We start from the raw sequence: 18,872 nt of genomic DNA on the forward strand, positions 1-18,872 counted from the left end.
CACGTGCGATAAGCAAAATTAAAAAGTAATTAACATAATTGTTTTTTTACTATTCAACGTTGCTGCAATGAAAACCACTTGTAACCAAACGACCAGAGAAATCGGAAAAAAAGACAAGATTAAGAATTGATTAAACTATTATTTCTATCTGGTAGAGATTGAGGAATTTGCAGGCCCAGTAAGAATTAACTGAGCCCGAGCTATTTGGTGATTAAAAATCACCATCTTCGATACGCTGAGTCGCTTGCTCGCTGCTCGATAGGCCGAATAAAACGTCCATCATCGCGCTGATACGCGCCTCATCATCACCGAACTTGTTTAAGTTGGCGTTGTTGGGTGCACTAAACGTAACATTGCCCACACGCTCCCCTTCGTAAAACGCAGAGATCCTAGCTTCGCCAATGAAAGTGGCAATATCCCAGCTCCACTTAGCAATGTAATCCAGCGTTAACTCATCTTCGTCTTGCTCGGTTCCCTCATGAGAAACCTTACACGTGTACTGATTGGCATCACACCAATCGAGCATTGTAGTCAGAAAAATGTCTCGGGTCGCTTCATCTTTAATGATGGTCACTTGATTATTTGGGTTTTCGTGGTCAATAGCGCTCCCTTGGTATTTGGGTGCTGCACAACCGGTCAGCAGCAAGGCAACAGACGCGGCGATAACTTTTTTGTACATACATTTCTCTTTTACAACAGATAAAAAAACCGCCTTGTAGATCGCTATCCACAAGGCGGCGAGATTTTACACTGCGCGTATTACAGTTTTACGACTTTACCCGTTAACGCTACACCAGCGACAAAGGTTCCAGCGCCACACTGAAAAGTTGTTTCGCTAGAGGTCAGATTGTTTTTGTAGTTTGACTTGATCTCCACAATCGCATTGCCTCCCTCTTTGACAGCGCGATCCTTAAGGGTCTTCATTGCTGACAAAAACACCCAAGAGCACGCCTCTTTGTCCGATTTATTGACGGCGTTGGTCTTCTTGTTGGTTTTGTACTCACCAAGGTTGCTGACAATGCTCGGGTGCTTTTGATCACCAAAGTAGAACTGAATGTCGCTACCCAGAACAGATTGACCATCAGCACTTGCGAGTACTTCGGCAATATCAAAATCACTAACGTCGTCACGAGCAAAGGCCGACGTTGAACACACGCCTGCTAAAACCACTGCGCTTAATAGTTTTTTATACATAACTTTCCCTTATTATCATCGTGCAGCGCGAAGCTGCTTTTGGATATCACTGTTTAGGTTTCTAACCCAAGCATTGTATTTTTTATGGATAGTGCCGTTCGGTTTGTACTTCATATTTTCGCTATCGTGATAGTTAATATCATAGCTATCTTTATGAATAGTAATGTTAACGGCAACATAATGGCTACGAACGTGAAGGTCAGCAATCAGACTGTTTGCCTCCTCACCGTCTTTCACACTCCAACCGCGTCTTGAGGCCGCCTGAGCAAAAATTACACGAGCATCATCAAAACTAAGCTCTGAATACATAGGTTGGCCCTCTACTGGAATAACTTTAGCTGCCTGTGCTAATGGCGCAAAACACAGTAGAGAAATGAGTGCGATTTTAATCACATTGATAAGTTTCATATTGTCCTCCTGACATTAGTAAATATTGAATTGAAATATTCGATTCACGACTTGAATAAATTCCACCTTGTCTTTATCAGCAGGTAGCGTCATTAAATCGTGCTGCTGCAACAAAGAAATCAACTTCCACGGCGTGGTGGTTTCACCGCCGACGATCTCAACGTGTCCTGCATCAATCACCACCGTCTCACTTAATAACGAGTTCTCAACTTTATATTGAGTTTGCTCAGCCAAAGAAAACACATAGTCATCTTGGTCGCATTGCCCAGTGGAAGAATACGACCGACAGGTATCGGTTTCGTCGGTTTTGATGACTAAATGGGAGCGCACTTGATTCGCCAAAGGGCCTGGCTGTTCAATAAAGCTTGATTGAGGTGGGATCTCTAAGTATTTTGGGCCCGCAACCACATAGCAGATTGCATCCACAATACCCAAGGTAGCGATACGTAACCAACCTATGCCACAGTGGGAAGAGGCCTCAATGCCATTAAAAGGCGCTGATATCGTGGCAATATCAATGTTGTCATGTGTGAGTGTCTTCGAATCTTGGCGATTGTCGGCATGAGCTCGACGGGTAATCAAACCACCTTGGCTATGACCGAGCACAACCATCCGCTCGTCTCCGACGATTGGACTTAAGGTGTTCATCGCATCGATCAACTCGCCTGAGACCTTCTCCAGACTGCGCCGATCGTCATATTCAAAACACGCGGTTTGCTCACCAAGATGCTCGTAAACTTGCGCGAGCGCTTTAAATTGGCCAGCGGAAGAGCGACAGCCATGAACCACCAAAACCAGCGGTTCATCTTGCCTTAATAACAGCGGTTGCGAGGTATTATCACACCGCTTTACCTGTTTGTCGGGAAACAGTGTTTCGACGTCGACTAACCCTTGTTTAGCGACTGCACTGTTGCTCGCCAAGAGTACCCAACACAGCGCCACTATGAGACGCCCTACCCAACCGGCCTTCGCAAACATACTTACCTTCCCTGGTTATTGCTCATCGGTGAGCAATGAGTATTGTTATAGCCTTTTAAAGATCATCGAGGTATTAATCCCACCGAACGCAAAGTTATTTGTCATAACATATTCACATGACAAGGCTCTACCCTCAGTATGAATATAATCGAGGTCACCACAGCGACTATCAATATTTTCCAGATTGAGCGTTGGGGCAAACCATTCCTGATTCATCATATTAATGGTCAACCAAGCCTCAATGCCACCGCATGCGCCCAGAGTGTGACCGAAATAGCTCTTAAGGCTTGAAATCGGCATTCGATTACCAAAAACATTATATGTCGCTTGGGTTTCGGCAATGTCACCCAGCTCAGTCGCTGTTCCGTGACCGTTAACGTAACCTATCTGCTCGGGCTGCAAATTAGCATCTTTCAATGCCATTTCCATACACAGTTGCATCGTTTCCGCTCTTGGCTGAGTAACGTGGGCAGCATCACAGTTAGTGGCAAAACCCACCAGCTCTGCGATAGGTTTAGCGCCTCGTGCTTTCGCGTGCTCATACTCCTCAAGGATCAGTGTCCCTGCCCCCTCACCAATAACTAGCCCATCACGGTCACTGTCATACGGTCTTGGGCTTAAATGTGGCTGCGTATTGTACTGACTGGTCGCAAATAGGGTATCAAACACGGCGGCTTCTGTCGGACACAGCTCCTCAGCCCCGCCCGCGACCATGGCTTTTTGCATGCCGTATTTGATTGCCTCGTATGAGTAACCAATCGCTTGCGAGCCTGAGGTACACGCCGAAGAGGTCGGGATCACGCGGCCGCGCAAGCCAAAAAACAATCCGGTATTGACAGCAGTGGTGTGCGACATCATTGCCACGTAGGTGTTAGCGTTGATATTGCGCGTACTGTGGTCAAGCAACATGGTAGCAAAAGCGGAGACTGGCCCGGTACTGCCCGTTGATGAGCCGTATGCAATCCCCGTCGAGCCGTCAGTTAGAACATCTTCACCGAGTAGGCCCGCGTTCTCCAACGCATATTCTGAAGCGCGTGTTGAGAGTAGCGACACGCGTCCCATTGAGCGGATACGCTTACGGGTATAGTGCTTAGGTAGCTCAAAGCTTTGGATCGGAGCGGCTAGACGGGTTTGTAAGCCATCGTACTTGTCCCACTCATCCATGGTCACGACGCCATTTTTATATTGGCGAAGCTTTTCCCACACGCTATCTAAACTTTCTCCTAACGAGGTGACACCTGCCATACCCGTTACAACAACTCTGTTTGTCATTAATATAGACCTCCATTAATGCCAATCACCTGACGGTTAATATAACTGGCTTTATCTGACATAAGAAACGCTGCTAATTCAGCAACTTCTTCCGGCTTACCCATACGTTGAACAGGGATTTGTGGCATCACACGATCCACGACATGAGGTTCAATCATCCCCGTATCGATAAGTCCTGGCGCGATGCAGTTCACCGTTATTTGGCGACGCTTATTGCTCAACTCAAGCGCGAGCGCTTTAGTTGCGCCGATGATACCAGCTTTTGCGGCAGAATAGTTGACCTGCCCTCGGTTACCAATTTGACCACTAAGAGAAGACAGCGTGATGACGCGCCCTTGTTTTAGAGCAATCATAGGCATAATTAAAGGGTGGATAACGTTATAAAACGCATCAAGATTGGTGTGTACTACGCCTTGCCATTCATCACTGGTCATCGATGGGAACGAGTTATCACTCGTCATACCCGCATTGTTCACCACGCCATAATAGCCACCGAATTGCTCAATTTGCTCTTCAATTACTGCCTTACACTGAGCTTGGTCGCGAATATCAAATTGAACAATTCGGCACTGACCACCTGCCTGTTCAATCTGGCGTGCCGTCTCTTGTGCCCCTTGTTCGTCACCACCATAGTGTATGGTCACCATGTAGCCGTCTTCGGCAAGGCGTACGGCGATCGCACGACCTATACCTTTACTTGCGCCTGTTACTAGTACATTTTTCATTATTAGTCTCGACCTAGTGTTATTTAATCATTTGTTATTGCTGTGAGCATATCACTTGAGGCAATGACGGTATTCACTTGACCAGAAGCGACCAACTGTTGCTCCTCATCAAAAATTTGGCACTGATAGACCGCCATATTGTCGTCGCGCATCAGCTCGTTGGCGTGAACCTGATAGCAATGACCATTTTGAAAGCCGCCGCCGGTATGTTTATAACGACGGGCGCCAAGCAAAAATCCAATCGGTGGCTTATCTCCAGCTTCGCTGGCCTCGATCCCCCCTAAAGCCGCAACCGTCTGCGCCATATATTCGATGCCAACTTGCGCTGGAACGCCATTGATCTCGGCTTCAAATAAAAAGCTGTCTGTATCAATCGCTACCTCGCACACGATCATGTTGCTTGCGTGCTCGATAACCCGATCGATCAAGATCATTGGGCGATTATGGGGAAGCAGATGTTCAATCGAAGGGTAGGTATTCTGTTTCATTATCTTATTAATTCTTGGTCATAATCACGGCGGCATTATTGCCACCAAAAGCAAAAGAGTTCGACATCACGACCCTGACCTCCGTTTTCACTGGCTCTAGGACTAAGTTGATCGCCGCAATCTGTTCGTCCGTGGTGCGCTCAGCGGGCCACTGACGTGGCAATGGCTGCTCACTATCGCGAAGCACCAAACAGCTCAGCGCCGCCTCTACCGCACCAGCAGCGCCTAGACAGTGTCCGGTCAGCGCTTTGGTCGAGCTCACGGCAACCGATGAGCCAAAGAGATCGGCGATAGCACGGCTTTCCATTGCGTCATTCTGCTCGGTTGACGTACCGTGGGCGTTAATATAGTCCACTTGTTCTGCCTCAAGTCCAGCACTCTCAAGCGCCATTTGCATCGCTTGACGTGCCCCGCTGCCACAAGGCATTGGGCTGGATAAGTGATGAGCATCCGATGACTCGCCAAAGCCTGCCAAGCAGATATCACTAGGCTCTTTAGTCACAATCATCAAAGCCCCACCCTCAGCGACATTAATCCCCTTACGCATCGGGTCAAAAGGTCGACAAGGCTGATCGGAGACCTGCTCAAGAGAGTCAAAGCCATTCACTGTCAGCTGGCATAAAGTATCGACACCACCACAAATCACAGCATCACAAATACCAGCACGAATCAATTTTGCCGCACTAATTAATGCGCGAGATGAGGATGTACATGCGGTTGATACGGTGTAGGCTGGCCCTTTTGCCCCCGTGAACTTAGCCACCATATGAGCGACATCGCCCATCTCTTGATGGCAATAACTGTAGTCCTCAGGCAACTGCCCATGCGCGACCTTGTGCGCTATTTGTTTTTCGGTTACCTCAATGCCCGATGTGCTCGAGCCTATCACTACACCGATCCGCGGCGCAGAATAACGCGTGTGCAGCCCAGCCACACTATGCTCTAACTCTTGGCACAAAAACTGAGCCAGACGGTTATTGCGATTGTCTGGCGCATCTTTAAGAATGATATCGTCAAGTTGATGGGTCAGGCGGCCGACATACGCGGCGCGACCAGAGTATAGCGTTGTTGGCCAAGGCTGTAACCCTGGCGCTCGACCCTGACGGAGATTGGTCAAGATCTCACTGCCGGTTTTACCCAATGTGCAACTTACGGCGATGTCTTCAATGTATATGTTTTCACTCATATGTTGCATCCCACTGCAATGTTTCTAACTGGTAACCAACGCCAATATCATGGTAATAGACGTCAATTACCCCTTTGATCTGCTGATGATCTGAATAGTCAATACTCATCACGGGTTGGTGATTAATATCGACAAAGCGTCGCTGTACGCCGTCCAGCTCCAATGACCAACCCTTGGAGGTTAATAGCGGGTCAAGAGCCGATGTTGGCCAAAGCGCCAACATCACATCTTCGATAACTCTTTGTGCACTCAACACTTCTGCATCTGCTGGTAAGTTTGAGCGACTCGACAGCGCCAAGCCGTCCCAAGCAATATTAAACACCGGCACAGAAAAGCCACTCAATCCAACTAGCGTCACCTTATCAGGGTTGATTTCGAGGATCATTCGCAACCGGTGTTGCTGATTGTCATAATCAACACTCATCAATTGCTGCGCATACAACTGGCCATTAAATGTCGCTGGGCTCAATAGCACACTGCTGTCACTACTGCCCTCGGGCTCAACGTGTAAGCTTGAGCACCCCGAAAGCAGCAGCGCAATGCTTGCCAGTACCCAAGCGACGAGCGATGGTTTAGTCATTCCCCTTTCCTCTTAGCAACACCAATGGTGCAATCAACCAACTGGACAACACCCCTAACCCAACTGTTATACCAAAGCTTGCAATGGCATAGTTCGATGAGAGAGACATCAAGCCAAACGACAGCAATGAGCTGATCCCTGCGACAAACACCGCTAGGATGGTATGTGGCGAACGACCATGACACATCAAGAAAACGCTGTAATCAATACCGATACCGAATATCAAAAACAAGCCCAGTACGTGAAACAGTGTGAGCGGCATCCCCAGTGCTGCGGGCAGCGCAGCCGCTATAACTAAGGCTAGGACCGGTGACACCATCAAACGCAAGCAGCGGCGTGGTCCAAAGTATATCGCCATAACCGACACGACCGCCGCAACCGCCCAAAAGAGCAACTTCGCGACACGCTGGCGATAATCACCCAGCAGCGCACCAATATCATTCACGTAATTGATGTAGTGCTGATTGGGCGATAATAGTTGAGGGTCAAATTGTGCCTTCAGGCCGCTGAGCAGCAACAACGAGAAATATCGGCCATCATCTAACTGTCCTGCCAGTTTAGGCAGGCCTAAGTCGCTTTCACTTTCAATACTCAGTAACGGCTTAAATTCGTTGCTGGCTGGCGCAGAAGTCATTCCCACCGCTTCAACTAGGCTACCTCCTTGCTGATCAAGCAGGGCTTGATAGGCTTGCCAGTTATGCTTTTGACGCTCTACTGAAGGAACCCATTGGGTTGCCGCCATGTAACTGGTCAACTTGTCCTGTGCTATCCATAACTCAAGCTTCTCCGTCAATGCTTCTTCCTGCAGCGCCACGCGCTCAGCAGAATCGCCTAGGGTGATCACCCAATCAGAGCCTCCCTGCGAGTTAAGCCGCTGTTTAATCAGCTTCTCTTCGAAAACTAACTGCGCATCAGGTGACTGCAACAATCGGACATCATCATTCGCGTGACCAACCATCAGGGCGCGGATCGCGATAAGCAAATAAACGCCGACCAGAATTAGCAGCCCTTTTGAGCCAACCCAACGACTAACCGACTGGCTGAGCGTTGTTGCAACCCTCTGAGTGCGCAGCGAGGCTGGAAAACTCTTAATTTGAGGATAAAGCAGCAGTACGGATGCAAGCGCACCGACAAGACCAAACACAGAAAACAGCGCCATTTGATTCAGCACTGGTAGTTTGGCCCAAAATAGACAGCTATAAGCGACGATTGAGCTCAGCATACCCAGCATCAGTGCCGGACGCAGGTGACGTACCAGGCTCTGATTGGATTGCTGGTGCGACTGACAGGCAAGGTAGCTCAAGTAGTGAAAGGAGTAATCAAAAGACAAGCCGATTAAGCTACTGCCCATGACCAGTGCTAATACGTGCACCTCACCAAAACAAAGCAGTGTCATAGCTAACCCGCACACGACTCCACTGCTGAGAGATAATAGCGTCATTGCCAGTGGTTTAGGGTGGGCAAACAACCATATAACCACTGCGATCACTAGCAAGAGTGCCCCTCCCCCAATCACTGAGATCTCGGTCTTGGCTAGATCCATGGCACTCGCAGAATAAAAACCGGCTCCAGTACGATAAACATTAAGCTCAGGAAGCTGCTCTAAGCCACCAAGCAAGCTGTTGAGCTGATTAATTCCCTCAATCGCATCACTGCTAAACGCGCTCGGTTTTAGGTGCAGCTGCAGTAAGATTTGCGTACGATCTTCTTGATGCGCAATAAGAAAGCCGTCTTGATAGCTAAATTCGCTGTGATCAATTTGCGCCAGCAGGTAGCGCTCAAACGTCTGCCATGGATCATGAATAAAGCTCTGACCATTAAGACCTGCCGGAGAATACAATCGGCGCAGTGTTGCTTGAGTCAAATTGGCACTAGCACCATCGGCAATCGTCGCCCTATCCTGTTCAGTCATCAATTGTTGACGATAATCGAATAGGTGCTTAATGAACTCCGACCTTTGCTTTGAACTGATTAGGTGAATGCCGTCAATTTGTTCCAGGTCGTTGGCCAGTTGATTGGCAGCGTTAAGTGTATCTTGCGCGTTTTTACCGTCTAACATGACGATAAGGTCATGCTCAAACACGGCTGAGGCATGTTCCAGGGCAATATCTAAAGCTGGAGTTTGTGTCTGAGACGGAAACATCGCAAATAAACTGGTCTGCACGCTCTGCCCACCAGCTAATTTGCTGCCGGCAAACCCAATGGCAACCAGCAAGATCAATAACCATGTTCGTCGCAGCATGGTATCGCGCATCAATCCTGTCCTCTGAGCCAGTGATCAATGCTTGAGGTTTGAGCATCAGCAAGCGGTGTCAAGCTGATAGCGGTATGATCACCCGACAACTCGGCAAGCTCCACCTGACTCAGTTGTCCACCTTGACCAGAGAGCGTTATCAGTTCAAACACCTGATCTAGCGGGGCAGATAATGGCTTAAGTGAGACCATCCATTCATTTTCAGACTGGCCCTTAGAGAATTCCAGCCTAAATTGGCGCTCGAGATTGCCAATATTGCCGCTCATCAGGCCTGCAAAAATATCAGTGAGCAGCGCGACCACATTAGCAGGCACGTCTTGCGCAACTAGCTTATCACCCTGACGGCTAAACAACCGCTCATCTTTCACCACCAACAAGTCCTCAAATGGCCTTACTTGTGACCAGACGATACCCAGGTCCGCATCAATAAAGTAAAGGCCAGAGGAGTTGAGTGCTTGGCTAAGGCCGGAAATGGTCTTAGCTTGACTAAACTCTCCTGCTTGAGTGCGATGGTGGCTGAGTAAGTCAACCACCTCGGCAAGTGACGTTGGCGTACCCTTATGTTCACCCGCTATCGCGCCGATGCTCAGTATGCACGCTATCATCAAGGTGAATATCGCCTTTATTCGCAACACGCCGCCACCTTGTCTAACAAACATTGCGGAGAGGCAAATAGCATCTCCTGAGTTTCCAAGTCAACCGCACATTGGATCGTATGAGCCTTCACACACACCTTTTCAGTCGTATGATTAAACACCACAAAATCCATCCGCAGACGATTTTCCCACTCATTCAAGGTCACTTTAACCTCAAGCTTATGCGCGTGCTGGGCTGGCGAGACAAATTTCATCCGGGTATCGACAATTGGAAAGGCAAGACCCTGACGCGCCATTTCTTGATAAGGAAAACCAATCTTATCCAACAAGGCGCGGCGCGCCTCTTCTAAATAGCGATAATAATTCCCATGCCACACAACCTGCATGGGATCGCAATCTTGAAAGGCAACGGTCACAAAAGCGTTAGCATTAATCATAAGCGTAACCTGTAAACTGACGCTGACCTAGCATAGCAACACATTGACGCAGCTCGGCCTCTAACGGGCGGTCGCCTTCCAGGAATGGCGAGATCTCACGCACCTCTTGGATAGTGGTACTAATCGCGGCACTCAAAGAGGCACTCTCAAGCTGGTTGGCGTTTAGTCGCAACTCAACACCCTGCACCGAGGCAAACAGACACGCAGCCGTCACTTGCTCGGTCAGCTCGATGATGCGGCGACAATCACGCGAAGCAATCGTACCCATGCTCACTTTGTCTTGATTGTGGCTCTCAGTGGAGCGAGAGAACACTGAAGCTGGCATAGTGTTCTTTAGTGCCTCAGCGGTCCATGATGACACGCCGATTTGTACCGCTTTAAAGCCGTGACTGATTGGTAGAATATCTTCACCGGCACCGGTCAGGTTATAAGGTAAGCCATTGTTAAATTTGTAGTCACACAGCTGGGCTAATTGGCGATCCAGAAGGTCTGCCACGTTCGCTACCGCGGTTTTTAGGCTGTCCATTGCCATGGCAATATGACCACCATAAAAATGCCCACCATGCAGAACCGTTTCGTTTTCACCATCGATAATTGGATTGTCGTTAGCTGAGTTCAGCTCTGTCTCAATCAACTGACGAGTCCAAGTTAGAGTGTCTTCTAGCACGCCAATAACATGAGGTGCACAGCGCAGTGAGTAACGGTCTTGCAGGCGATCTGAGTTACGCGGTGGGCGCTCTGCGGCAAGGTCTTCTCTGAGTCGACGTGCACACAGCACCTGGCCTGGGTGCGGCTTCACCGCATGCAAACGCTCATCATAGTGGAAGGCGTTGCCCTGCATCGCCAAGGTGGTCATTGATGTAATGCGCGTTGCCATTTCGGCCAAATAGCTGGCACGCTGCCAATTCAGGCAAGCAATAGCGGTCATAACGGCAGTGCCATTCATCAGCGCCAGCCCCTCTTTAGGGCGAAGGGTAATTGGCGTCATTCCGGTCAGTTGCAACGCCTGTTTTGCCGGCATGACTTGCCCATTATAAGTAACTTCACGCTCGCCGATCAGCGCCGCAGCGACGTAAGATAGCGGGGTCAAATCACCTGAAGCACCTACCGAGCCCTCCTCAGGAATTTGAGGCATGATGTTGTGCTCAAGCAAGTGGGTCAGGCCATGTAATAGCTCCCCTGATACGCCCGATTTGCCAATCGACAAGGACGCTAGGCGCGCGGCAACAATAGCTCGCGACTCTTGTGGGTCAAAATATTTGCCCAGTCCGCAACCATGGAAACGGGTCAGTTGCAGCGGCAGCGCCTCGACCAAATGATCAGGGATTTGCACCGTGCAGCTGTCACCATAACCCGTAGTCACGCCATAGATATCGCCATCTTCACGAAGCAATCGCTCGAGAAAGGTAACAGAATTTTCGATCAAGTCTAAGTAGGCTGGTTCGCTGTTCAGTACCGCCTTAGCATTCCCTGCGGCAATCGCATTAATATCTTCAATTGTGATTGGTTGTTGTCCAAATACAACAGGCTGTAAACTACTCATTATCTAATTTCCAAAAATCATAAAAGTTAAACCACTGCAGTGGGTAACGAAGCGCGTAGTGCTCAAGACGAGACACGTACAAATCGACATTATCTTGAATGTCCTGATCGCGTTGCTTGCGACTCAGTGGTTTTAGCGGCAATGCTTCTAAATGCACCTCAATACTGTTGGATGCACAGAAGCCAAACATCACATAAGTTGGATGTTTAAGCACTGACGCTAAGATAAACGGGCCAAGAGGAAACGGGGCTTGGGCTCCCATAAAGTCACTCCAAACCACTCTTTTGTTGTTTGAAACCGGGGTGCGATCGCCAACGATCACCACCCACTCGCCAGCGGCCAGTTTTTGCTCTAACAAAATGGCCGTATCCGGGCCAAGCTCCGTGACTTGAATAAGGTTGAGCGAGCTGTCTTTATTGACCGACTCCATCACAGCATTGAACTTCTCGGCATGCTGAGTGAAAACGATCGCGTTCATCTTCAGCCCAGTGTAGTGCTGGCTTAGCGCGCGGCAGGCCTCAAGGTTGCCCAAATGACTGCCGATGATCAGGCAGCCACGCTCCTGCGAAGCAGCCTCACGCAATAGCTCAGGGTCATTGATGGACACGTGATCATTAGAGTATTCACCCATCCAAGCAGCGAGTTTGTCTAACATCGCTTCGCCAAACTGATACAGGTGACGATAACTGCTCTTGACCGGCTGTTGGTTGGTGTTGGCTACCGCAGTTTGAAATTGCTTGGATGCACGACGCGATTTATGGTCGGTTAGATAGTAGTAACCAATCACTGGGTGCAACAATGCCTTAAACAAACCTCGGCCGAAGCATTTGTATGCCCAAAGGAGAAGCTTCATTCCAATCACTGTGCCATTTTCTCGGCGACTGGACCAGTGGACGTGACGTGTCCAGTTGCGCTTGAGCAGACTTGGAATCCGCGGCAGCATCCCAGTGATTAGCCGTGTGTGCAACCAACTAATGCGTAAGTTATCCTTCAAGCCAGAAAAGTGGCTGATGCCATCTTCTGGGTAATGAACCTCGACCGGTATGTACTCAATATCGACACCTTGCCAGTACAAACGCACCAAGACCTCAATATCATAATCCATCCGAGTGCCCAGTTGCTTGCGGGCAAACAACTCGCAGCATGGCGCGAGTGGATAAACTCTAAAGCCAATCATCGAGTCTTTGATCTGCAGTGATAAGGTTTCTATCCAAACCGAAACATGCGTAGCATAACGACCATAGAGGCGTGCTTTTGGCACCGACTCACCATAAACAGGCTTACCTGAGATCAGTTTGTGAGGCGATTTCTTTGCTGCTGCAAGCAATTTAGGAATGGCTAAAAGATCGTGCTGACCATCGGCATCCACTTGCAGAGCGTGGCTGTATCCCTGTTGATACAAATGTTTTAAACCTGCCATTACCGCCCCACCCTTACCAGAATTTTGACTTAGGTGCAGTTGGCTGACACTTTGATAGTTATCAACAAGCGAGGTAATAATCTCACTCGTCTCTTGATTACTTCCATCATTCACCACCAAGATTGGCAGCGAGACAGCCTGTAGTGATTCAATTACGCCAACTAGGGCTCGGCCATGATTGTAGCAAGGGATCAGTATGGCGCAGTTCATCGCAGCTTTACCTTCCCTTTAGAGTACGTGTTAGCGTCGTCGGAATAGGTAAACTGCAACTTGTGCTTGTCACGCAACCACTCCAGCTCAAGGCTTACCGTTGCGCTTGGCACGATTGGCTGTTGATACTTAACCAAGTCCATACCCGCAAACTCAAATTGCTCATCAAAGTACTGCGCAGCAAAATGCAGCGCCCAATCGAGTTGAACCACACCTGGCAGGATCGGGAAGTGGTCAAAATGACCTTTAAAATACGCCAGTTCTGGCTGGATAAACAGGGTGATCACCAGCGTGTTTTCGCGCTGCTCGACACCGTTTAGTTGAGGAAGTTGTCTATCCATAATTAGTGAAATAGCTCCTGAAGTTGTTGATTGTCGGTTTTACCTTGCGAGTTACGCGGGATATTGTCGATAACCCGGACTTTTCTTGGTAGTGCAACCGACTCAGTATCTTGCGCCAAATGCTGACGAATTCGTTTCCACCAATCAGCGTTTGAGTTAGTGGCTTTTACACCGCTCTCTGCCAAAACGATAACCAGGTTGACCACCTTGCGGGTTTCTGTTTCCGACACGATCGCCACGGCAGTGTCAACCTCATCGAGCGCGGCAACTGAGCGTTCGATAGCGCTCAGCGACACACGTTTCTCAGCCAGTTTTACCACCCGGTCTCGACGACCAATCAACTGAAAACGCTGCTCATCAATGGGTCGAATCGAATCATCGGTGTAGTAGTCGCCTGGCTTATCGATAAACGGCGAGCGCAGGACAAGTTGATCCGCAACCGCACGATAAGACAAGCTAGGGAACAGCTGCCAAGGTGTATCAACATCGCTCTGACGTCGCCAAGCGATACCGCCGGTTTCTGAGCTGCCAAAGACCTCCAAAGCGTAGCGCTGAGTCTGCCGCTTAACGGCCTGCGCGGTCGGATACTTGAGCGGACCACCAGAACTAAATACCTCACCGACGACCAAGCAGCTTTGGTCTTGCGCCAAGTGTTCAAGCATAACCGGGCTAGCAATTAGGGCGGTTTTGTCATCGACCGAGGCGGCTAATTGCTCGATATTAGTGATCAGACGGCGGTCAAAACAACGACCGGATAACAACGGCCAAACCAGCCTAAATAGGAAACCGTAGATATGATAGTGCGTGACACTGCCGACGATACGGGTAATGTCTTTCATTGACGTAAACTGCTGCTGCAACACTTGTGCTTCTCGCTCGAAAACGGCAAGCGATTTTACGATTTTCTTTGGCTCAGCGGTCGAGCCTGATGTGTACAACTCCAACCGGCAATCGAGCGCATTCACGTCACGCAACAAGCTATCTTGCCTGTCATCGATGAGCGTTGGCTCAGCAAGCAATACATCGGGCTCAAGCTGAGGATCGTCAGCGATAAGTGCAGCATCTTGGCGATAGCTTTTAATCGTCTCTGCGGCTTGATTGTGGGGAAAAACAACGGTTTTTCCTAACTGCTGCAGCGCAAGCATGGCAACAAGGTGAAACCAGGGGTCACGACACGCGATCACATAGCGCTCAGCCGAGCTGGCCTGACAAGATTTTTGGGTAGCCGCCACTTGGCTTCGAAGATCCGCTAAAGTCTTAGTCTTGTGGCGGTCATACGCAATCACAGTGCAATCTGGACCCGAGGACAAAAATTGATGGAGAGTCGAAAGCATGATTACTGACCTAGAACTGTTTTTCTGTATATCAACTCACCCCCGGCAAGCAATCCTATCAGCAGATAGCTGATCGCACCGTTGTAAAGGGTCCAAATATCGATACTTAACTGGGTGGTGACTAGTGCAATCCCCCCATTAAGGGCGAAGAAGATTGCCCAGATCTGTGTGAGCCGACGGGTATAACGTATCCCTTCATCATCAAGGGATGTGGTCATTCGTGCCAGTCGAGTAATGATTGGCTGACCAGAGTAGACAGACAAGCTGAATGTCGCTAGCAGCGCTAGATTAACCACCACTGGATAGTAGAGAAAGCCTCTAATATCTTGATAGGCCAGTGCTGATGCGATGACGATGATACCGAGGATCACCGGTAACAGATCGTTTAATTGCGTCCGTTTTTGGTGAATCAGTGATCCCAGCCTCACCAACAAAAGCACAATCATCAACACAGCAACGATCGTCAGATTATCCGAGCTTAACCCCCAGTAAACAACAAAGGGGTAACACACGGTGGCGATCGTCACTAGCAACTTAAACAAAACTTGCAAAAATTACGCTTCCGTTGCTTCAACGAGGTTCAGAACCACTGAAACAATATCTTCTACTCGACGCACCGATTTAAATTCTTCTGGCTTGATCTTCACTTCGGTTTGACGTTGCAGGTGGACAATGAGGTCAACAGCATCGATGCTGTCCAACTCTAGGTCATCGACGATGTGCGCTTGCATTGTAATATCTGCCGGATCAAGCTCAAAAAGCTCAACCATAGCGTCTTTGATCAGGGCAAAAACTTGTGTTTCATTCATCACCGATTACTCCGCAGCTACTGCTTGTTGTTCAATCAGCTGACACAGAGACGCCACTGAACGGAAGTATTCACGAGCTTGAGGATCATCACCATTAATTACCACGCCAAACTCCTGTTTGATCGCTAGACCTAGCTCAAGCGCATCGATAGAGTCAAGGTTTAGTCCACCCTCATCACCAAACAATGGTTCATCAGATTCGATATCAGCAACCGTGAGGTCCTCAAGGTTCAAAGCGTTAATAATCAGTTGTTTAATTTTATTTTCCAGAGCTTCCAACTGCAAATTCCTCAATATTTATAGATTCAAAGATATAATTTGGCTCGAGTGCGGCCTCAAAGTAACGAGTCAATCGACGTGCTGCTATCGGCGTTGATCGCGCCGTTTGAATAATTGGCATCACCGATTCCCGTTCCATGATTTGGAGGTCCATTACGGGTTTACAAGCCGGCACTTTATACCAAGGAAGTCCCTTATACAAAATAGCCGGATTGGTTGTAATTAATATTCGCTGAATATCTGCTTCGCAGCGTACAGCAAGTTGTGCAGCACCACGCTGACACTTTATCTGTTCACCGGGCTCAGTACGAGTGCCCTCAGGAAAAACCAACAGTTTACGCCCCGATGACAATTTGGTTTGACAGATCGTTAGGATATCTGGAGATTCATTGGGTATATAGCCCGCCATATCAATGACATGGCGAACAAATGGGTTCTTCCATAAGCCGGATTTAACGATGCAATCACACTGGCGCAGCTGTGAAATTATGATAACAACATCAATTAGTGTCGGATGGTTGGCCACCACCAGCACACCTTGACTCGAATCGAGCCTGCCTTTGTCTAGGATGTTAACTGAAACGATCTGCAAGACACCGAGCATGCGCACAAAAGCTTCAAAGCTACATGAGATCCAGAATTGGCAAACATCTTGTCGCTGTTTTTTGTCTCGGTAATAGACAAAAATAATCGGGAATATCACGTAAGACAGGATCAACCCGCCCAGACCAAAAACGAGGAATGATAACCCAAATCCAGCTTGCCTAAGACGTCGCATTATCATCAGTCGCTAGGCTCCATTTTAAGTTTATTGACGTTGAACGTAATTCAAATGCGGCTGAATTGGTGATCTGCTCAAGCATATGGTCAAGATTATCGCTGTTGGTGACATCACCTTGCTCATCTTGCGCCGCGACAACATCAACCGTATACGCATCACCAGCTCGAAGTTTAATTGCGAGTGAATACTCACAACCGTCACCGACAAAGCTGGTCAACTCATCTGGTACGCGCTCATCAGCAAAGATCACACACACCTCAGAATCTGGGTGATTGCGGATATAGGATACAGCTTCAACCAATGCCATGACCAAGGTTTGTTGCCCTGCACAAATAGTTGTAAACGGCACAGGCTCCTTATTGGCAATAGTCAGAATACCTGGTGCGGTACTGTGCACCGACTGGGCAAATTGTGTTGGAGACAGCTCGCTTTGCTCTGCGATGGAATGCAGCAAGCTCATGGTGCGTGCGAGTTCACCGTGGCGAGTTGCAAAAATCAGAAAACTTGGAACCGAGGAAAAGACAAAATCAGAGAATGCCAACACTTGCTTGGTTAGCGGGCTACTTCTGCGCAGGAACGACTTAGGTACGCTAGGCGCCGAGTCTGCAACAGCGATATTGTCATTTGACGAGAAATGGTCGCCTGCACTTGCACTTAGACAGACCTCTATGTTAATTCCCATTTTTACGTGACGTATATTCCAAATTAAAATTGTATAAATCGTATAACAGTCGATAACATATGGCAAAGCAAAATATGTCACCACCCAAGTCAATTGAGCAAAATGTTAGCAATTCATACCTTTAGCCATCACTCACTTAAATATTACGACACTTTTTAACGTTTATTTTACATCTCGTATTTATCCATACCTCAACGACCGAATCTGACTATTTTGACAGTTGCACTTCTTATTAATTTTAAATAGGCTTAAGTCTGAATTATTTTACAAGAATCATATATAAATGGATTTTTACTCTAACGATAGTCTCACAGCTGTCCAAGCCAAAGAGGAAGCTCAACGATTGGCGTTTGCCCCAGTCGCCTTCCACGCCGCAAAATCACTTCGTGACCTTGGTATCCTTAATGCGCTTAGCCGTTTTAAACAACAAGGTGCAACCGTAGAACAATTAACTGAGCTCGTCGAAGTAGACCACTACGGGATCCAAGTCTTACTTGACATGGGCTTGTCGGTGGGCCTGGTCACTTGGGAGCAACCGCGCTACAAAATTACCAAACTTGGTCACTTTGTTAATCACGATCAAATGACTAAGGTCAACATGGATTTTGTCGCTGATATTTGTTACCAGGGTATGGCACGCTTGACCGAATCGATTGTTGAAAGCCGTCCGGCGGGATTGGAGGCCTTGGGCTCTTGGTCTACCGTTTATGAGGGTCTTTCACAACTGACCGAAAAAGAAAAAGCCAGCTGGTTTAATTTTGACCACTACTATTCTGATCGAAGCTTTCCAACCATTCTTGAGACGGTATTCAGTGGCGAAGGTAAATCCATCTGTGACATTGGCGCGAATACCGGTAAATGGACACTTAAGTGTTGCGAGTACAACCCGGATATCCGCGTAACTATGGTCGATCTGCCACAGCAACTCGCCGTAGCGCAGCAAAACGTCGAAGCTAAAGGCTTTGCTTCGCGAGTAAACGCGTACCCATGTAATCTACTCAACATCGATACAGAGCTGCCAAAGGGACATGACGTATACTGGATGAGTCAGTTCCTTGACTGCTTCAGCCAAGCTGAGATTGTGAGTATTCTCAGCCGCGTTTCAGAGGCGATGAACAGTGACTCTGATGTGTATATCTTGGAGTTGTTCCCGGATCGCCAAGAGTATGAATCGGCCAGTTACACACTCAATGGTACCAGTCTTTACTTTACGGCAATTGCTAACGGCAATAGCCGCTTTTATATGAGCAACGACTTCCTGCCATTGATTGAGAAAGCGGGTCTATCGATAGTTTCGGTCAAAGACAACATTGGTCTAGGGCACTCATTGATCCATTGTCGTAAGGCCTAACTCA

At 48.3% G+C, this 18,872-nt stretch carries 22 protein-coding genes; 1 reads left to right on the forward strand and 21 read right to left on the reverse strand.

Annotation, left to right across the window (positions count from 1 at the left end):
* Positions 1–211: 211 nt before the first annotated feature.
* The 21 genes from ACSTTG_RS09285 to ACSTTG_RS09385 form a co-directional block, all read right to left on the reverse strand.
* Positions 212–679 (reverse strand): Sbal_3080 family lipoprotein, encoded by a 468-nt coding sequence (locus tag ACSTTG_RS09285; protein ID WP_438474585.1) that lies wholly within the window; start codon positions 677–679, stop codon positions 212–214.
* A gap of 80 nt (positions 680–759) precedes the next feature.
* Positions 760–1,194, reverse strand: coding sequence for an excinuclease (locus tag ACSTTG_RS09290; protein WP_438458729.1), 435 nt, complete (start codon positions 1,192–1,194; stop codon positions 760–762).
* A gap of 15 nt (positions 1,195–1,209) precedes the next feature.
* Positions 1,210–1,602 (reverse strand): hypothetical protein, encoded by a 393-nt coding sequence (locus tag ACSTTG_RS09295; RefSeq protein WP_438474586.1) that lies wholly within the window; start codon positions 1,600–1,602, stop codon positions 1,210–1,212.
* 15 nt (positions 1,603–1,617) lie between these two features.
* Positions 1,618–2,580 (reverse strand): esterase/lipase family protein, encoded by a 963-nt coding sequence (locus tag ACSTTG_RS09300; RefSeq protein ID WP_438474587.1) that lies wholly within the window; start codon positions 2,578–2,580, stop codon positions 1,618–1,620.
* Between the two features lie 45 nt (positions 2,581–2,625).
* A complete protein-coding gene (locus ACSTTG_RS09305) occupies positions 2,626–3,852 on the reverse strand; it encodes a beta-ketoacyl-ACP synthase (protein WP_438474588.1) in 1,227 nt (408 codons plus the stop codon).
* The gene (gene fabG, locus ACSTTG_RS09310; protein WP_438474793.1) at positions 3,852–4,580 is read right to left on the reverse strand and encodes a 3-oxoacyl-ACP reductase FabG; all 729 of its coding nucleotides are present in this window, start codon (positions 4,578–4,580) and stop codon (positions 3,852–3,854) included. The genes ACSTTG_RS09305 and fabG overlap by 1 nt, the downstream gene beginning before the upstream one ends.
* A gap of 20 nt (positions 4,581–4,600) precedes the next feature.
* A complete protein-coding gene (locus tag ACSTTG_RS09315) occupies positions 4,601–5,065 on the reverse strand; it encodes a hotdog family protein (RefSeq protein ID WP_438474589.1) in 465 nt (154 codons plus the stop codon).
* A gap of 7 nt (positions 5,066–5,072) precedes the next feature.
* On the reverse strand, positions 5,073–6,251 hold the full coding sequence (locus ACSTTG_RS09320) for a beta-ketoacyl-ACP synthase (RefSeq protein WP_438474590.1): 1,179 nt from the start codon (positions 6,249–6,251) through the stop codon (positions 5,073–5,075).
* Positions 6,244–6,831, reverse strand: coding sequence for a DUF3261 domain-containing protein (locus ACSTTG_RS09325; protein WP_438474591.1), 588 nt, complete (start codon positions 6,829–6,831; stop codon positions 6,244–6,246). Before ACSTTG_RS09325 ends, ACSTTG_RS09320 begins: the two co-directional genes overlap by 8 nt.
* The gene (locus ACSTTG_RS09330) at positions 6,824–9,085 is read right to left on the reverse strand and encodes an MMPL family transporter (RefSeq protein ID WP_438474592.1); all 2,262 of its coding nucleotides are present in this window, start codon (positions 9,083–9,085) and stop codon (positions 6,824–6,826) included. The genes ACSTTG_RS09325 and ACSTTG_RS09330 overlap by 8 nt, the downstream gene beginning before the upstream one ends.
* A complete protein-coding gene (locus tag ACSTTG_RS09335; protein WP_438474593.1) occupies positions 9,085–9,720 on the reverse strand; it encodes an outer membrane lipoprotein carrier protein LolA in 636 nt (211 codons plus the stop codon). The genes ACSTTG_RS09330 and ACSTTG_RS09335 overlap by 1 nt, the downstream gene beginning before the upstream one ends.
* A complete protein-coding gene (locus tag ACSTTG_RS09340; protein WP_438474594.1) occupies positions 9,708–10,118 on the reverse strand; it encodes an acyl-CoA thioesterase in 411 nt (136 codons plus the stop codon). Before ACSTTG_RS09340 ends, ACSTTG_RS09335 begins: the two co-directional genes overlap by 13 nt.
* Entirely contained in the window at positions 10,111–11,661 is a 1,551-nt protein-coding gene (locus ACSTTG_RS09345) for an HAL/PAL/TAL family ammonia-lyase (protein WP_438474595.1), read from the reverse strand. The genes ACSTTG_RS09340 and ACSTTG_RS09345 overlap by 8 nt, the downstream gene beginning before the upstream one ends.
* The gene (locus ACSTTG_RS09350; protein WP_438474596.1) at positions 11,654–13,291 is read right to left on the reverse strand and encodes a glycosyltransferase family 2 protein; all 1,638 of its coding nucleotides are present in this window, start codon (positions 13,289–13,291) and stop codon (positions 11,654–11,656) included. Before ACSTTG_RS09350 ends, ACSTTG_RS09345 begins: the two co-directional genes overlap by 8 nt.
* Entirely contained in the window at positions 13,288–13,632 is a 345-nt protein-coding gene (locus ACSTTG_RS09355; RefSeq protein ID WP_438474597.1) for a 3-hydroxyacyl-ACP dehydratase FabZ family protein, read from the reverse strand. Before ACSTTG_RS09355 ends, ACSTTG_RS09350 begins: the two co-directional genes overlap by 4 nt.
* Positions 13,633–13,634: 2 nt before the next feature.
* Entirely contained in the window at positions 13,635–14,966 is a 1,332-nt protein-coding gene (locus ACSTTG_RS09360; RefSeq protein WP_438474598.1) for an AMP-binding protein, read from the reverse strand.
* A gap of 2 nt (positions 14,967–14,968) precedes the next feature.
* Positions 14,969–15,517: a COG4648 family protein gene (locus ACSTTG_RS09365; RefSeq protein WP_438458715.1), complete on the reverse strand. Its 549-nt coding sequence runs from the start codon at positions 15,515–15,517 to the stop codon at positions 14,969–14,971.
* Between the two features lie 3 nt (positions 15,518–15,520).
* Positions 15,521–15,775 (reverse strand): acyl carrier protein, encoded by a 255-nt coding sequence (locus ACSTTG_RS09370; protein WP_438458714.1) that lies wholly within the window; start codon positions 15,773–15,775, stop codon positions 15,521–15,523.
* A gap of 6 nt (positions 15,776–15,781) precedes the next feature.
* Positions 15,782–16,054, reverse strand: coding sequence for a phosphopantetheine-binding protein (locus ACSTTG_RS09375; RefSeq protein ID WP_438458713.1), 273 nt, complete (start codon positions 16,052–16,054; stop codon positions 15,782–15,784).
* On the reverse strand, positions 16,035–16,838 hold the full coding sequence (locus tag ACSTTG_RS09380; protein WP_438474599.1) for a lysophospholipid acyltransferase family protein: 804 nt from the start codon (positions 16,836–16,838) through the stop codon (positions 16,035–16,037). Before ACSTTG_RS09380 ends, ACSTTG_RS09375 begins: the two co-directional genes overlap by 20 nt.
* Positions 16,819–17,517 carry a beta-ketoacyl synthase chain length factor gene (locus ACSTTG_RS09385; protein ID WP_438458711.1) on the reverse strand — a complete coding sequence of 233 codons (699 nt, stop codon included), beginning with the start codon at positions 17,515–17,517 and terminating at the stop codon, positions 16,819–16,821. The genes ACSTTG_RS09380 and ACSTTG_RS09385 overlap by 20 nt, the downstream gene beginning before the upstream one ends.
* A gap of 283 nt (positions 17,518–17,800) precedes the next feature.
* Between ACSTTG_RS09385 and ACSTTG_RS09390 the strand changes: the two genes are divergently transcribed.
* On the forward strand, positions 17,801–18,868 hold the full coding sequence (locus ACSTTG_RS09390) for a class I SAM-dependent methyltransferase (RefSeq protein ID WP_438458710.1): 1,068 nt from the start codon (positions 17,801–17,803) through the stop codon (positions 18,866–18,868).
* The last annotated feature ends 4 nt before the right edge of the window (positions 18,869–18,872 follow it).

The sequence above is a fragment of the Vibrio glycogenivorans genome (assembly GCF_051660965.1).
Classification (GTDB): domain Bacteria; phylum Pseudomonadota; class Gammaproteobacteria; order Enterobacterales; family Vibrionaceae; genus Vibrio.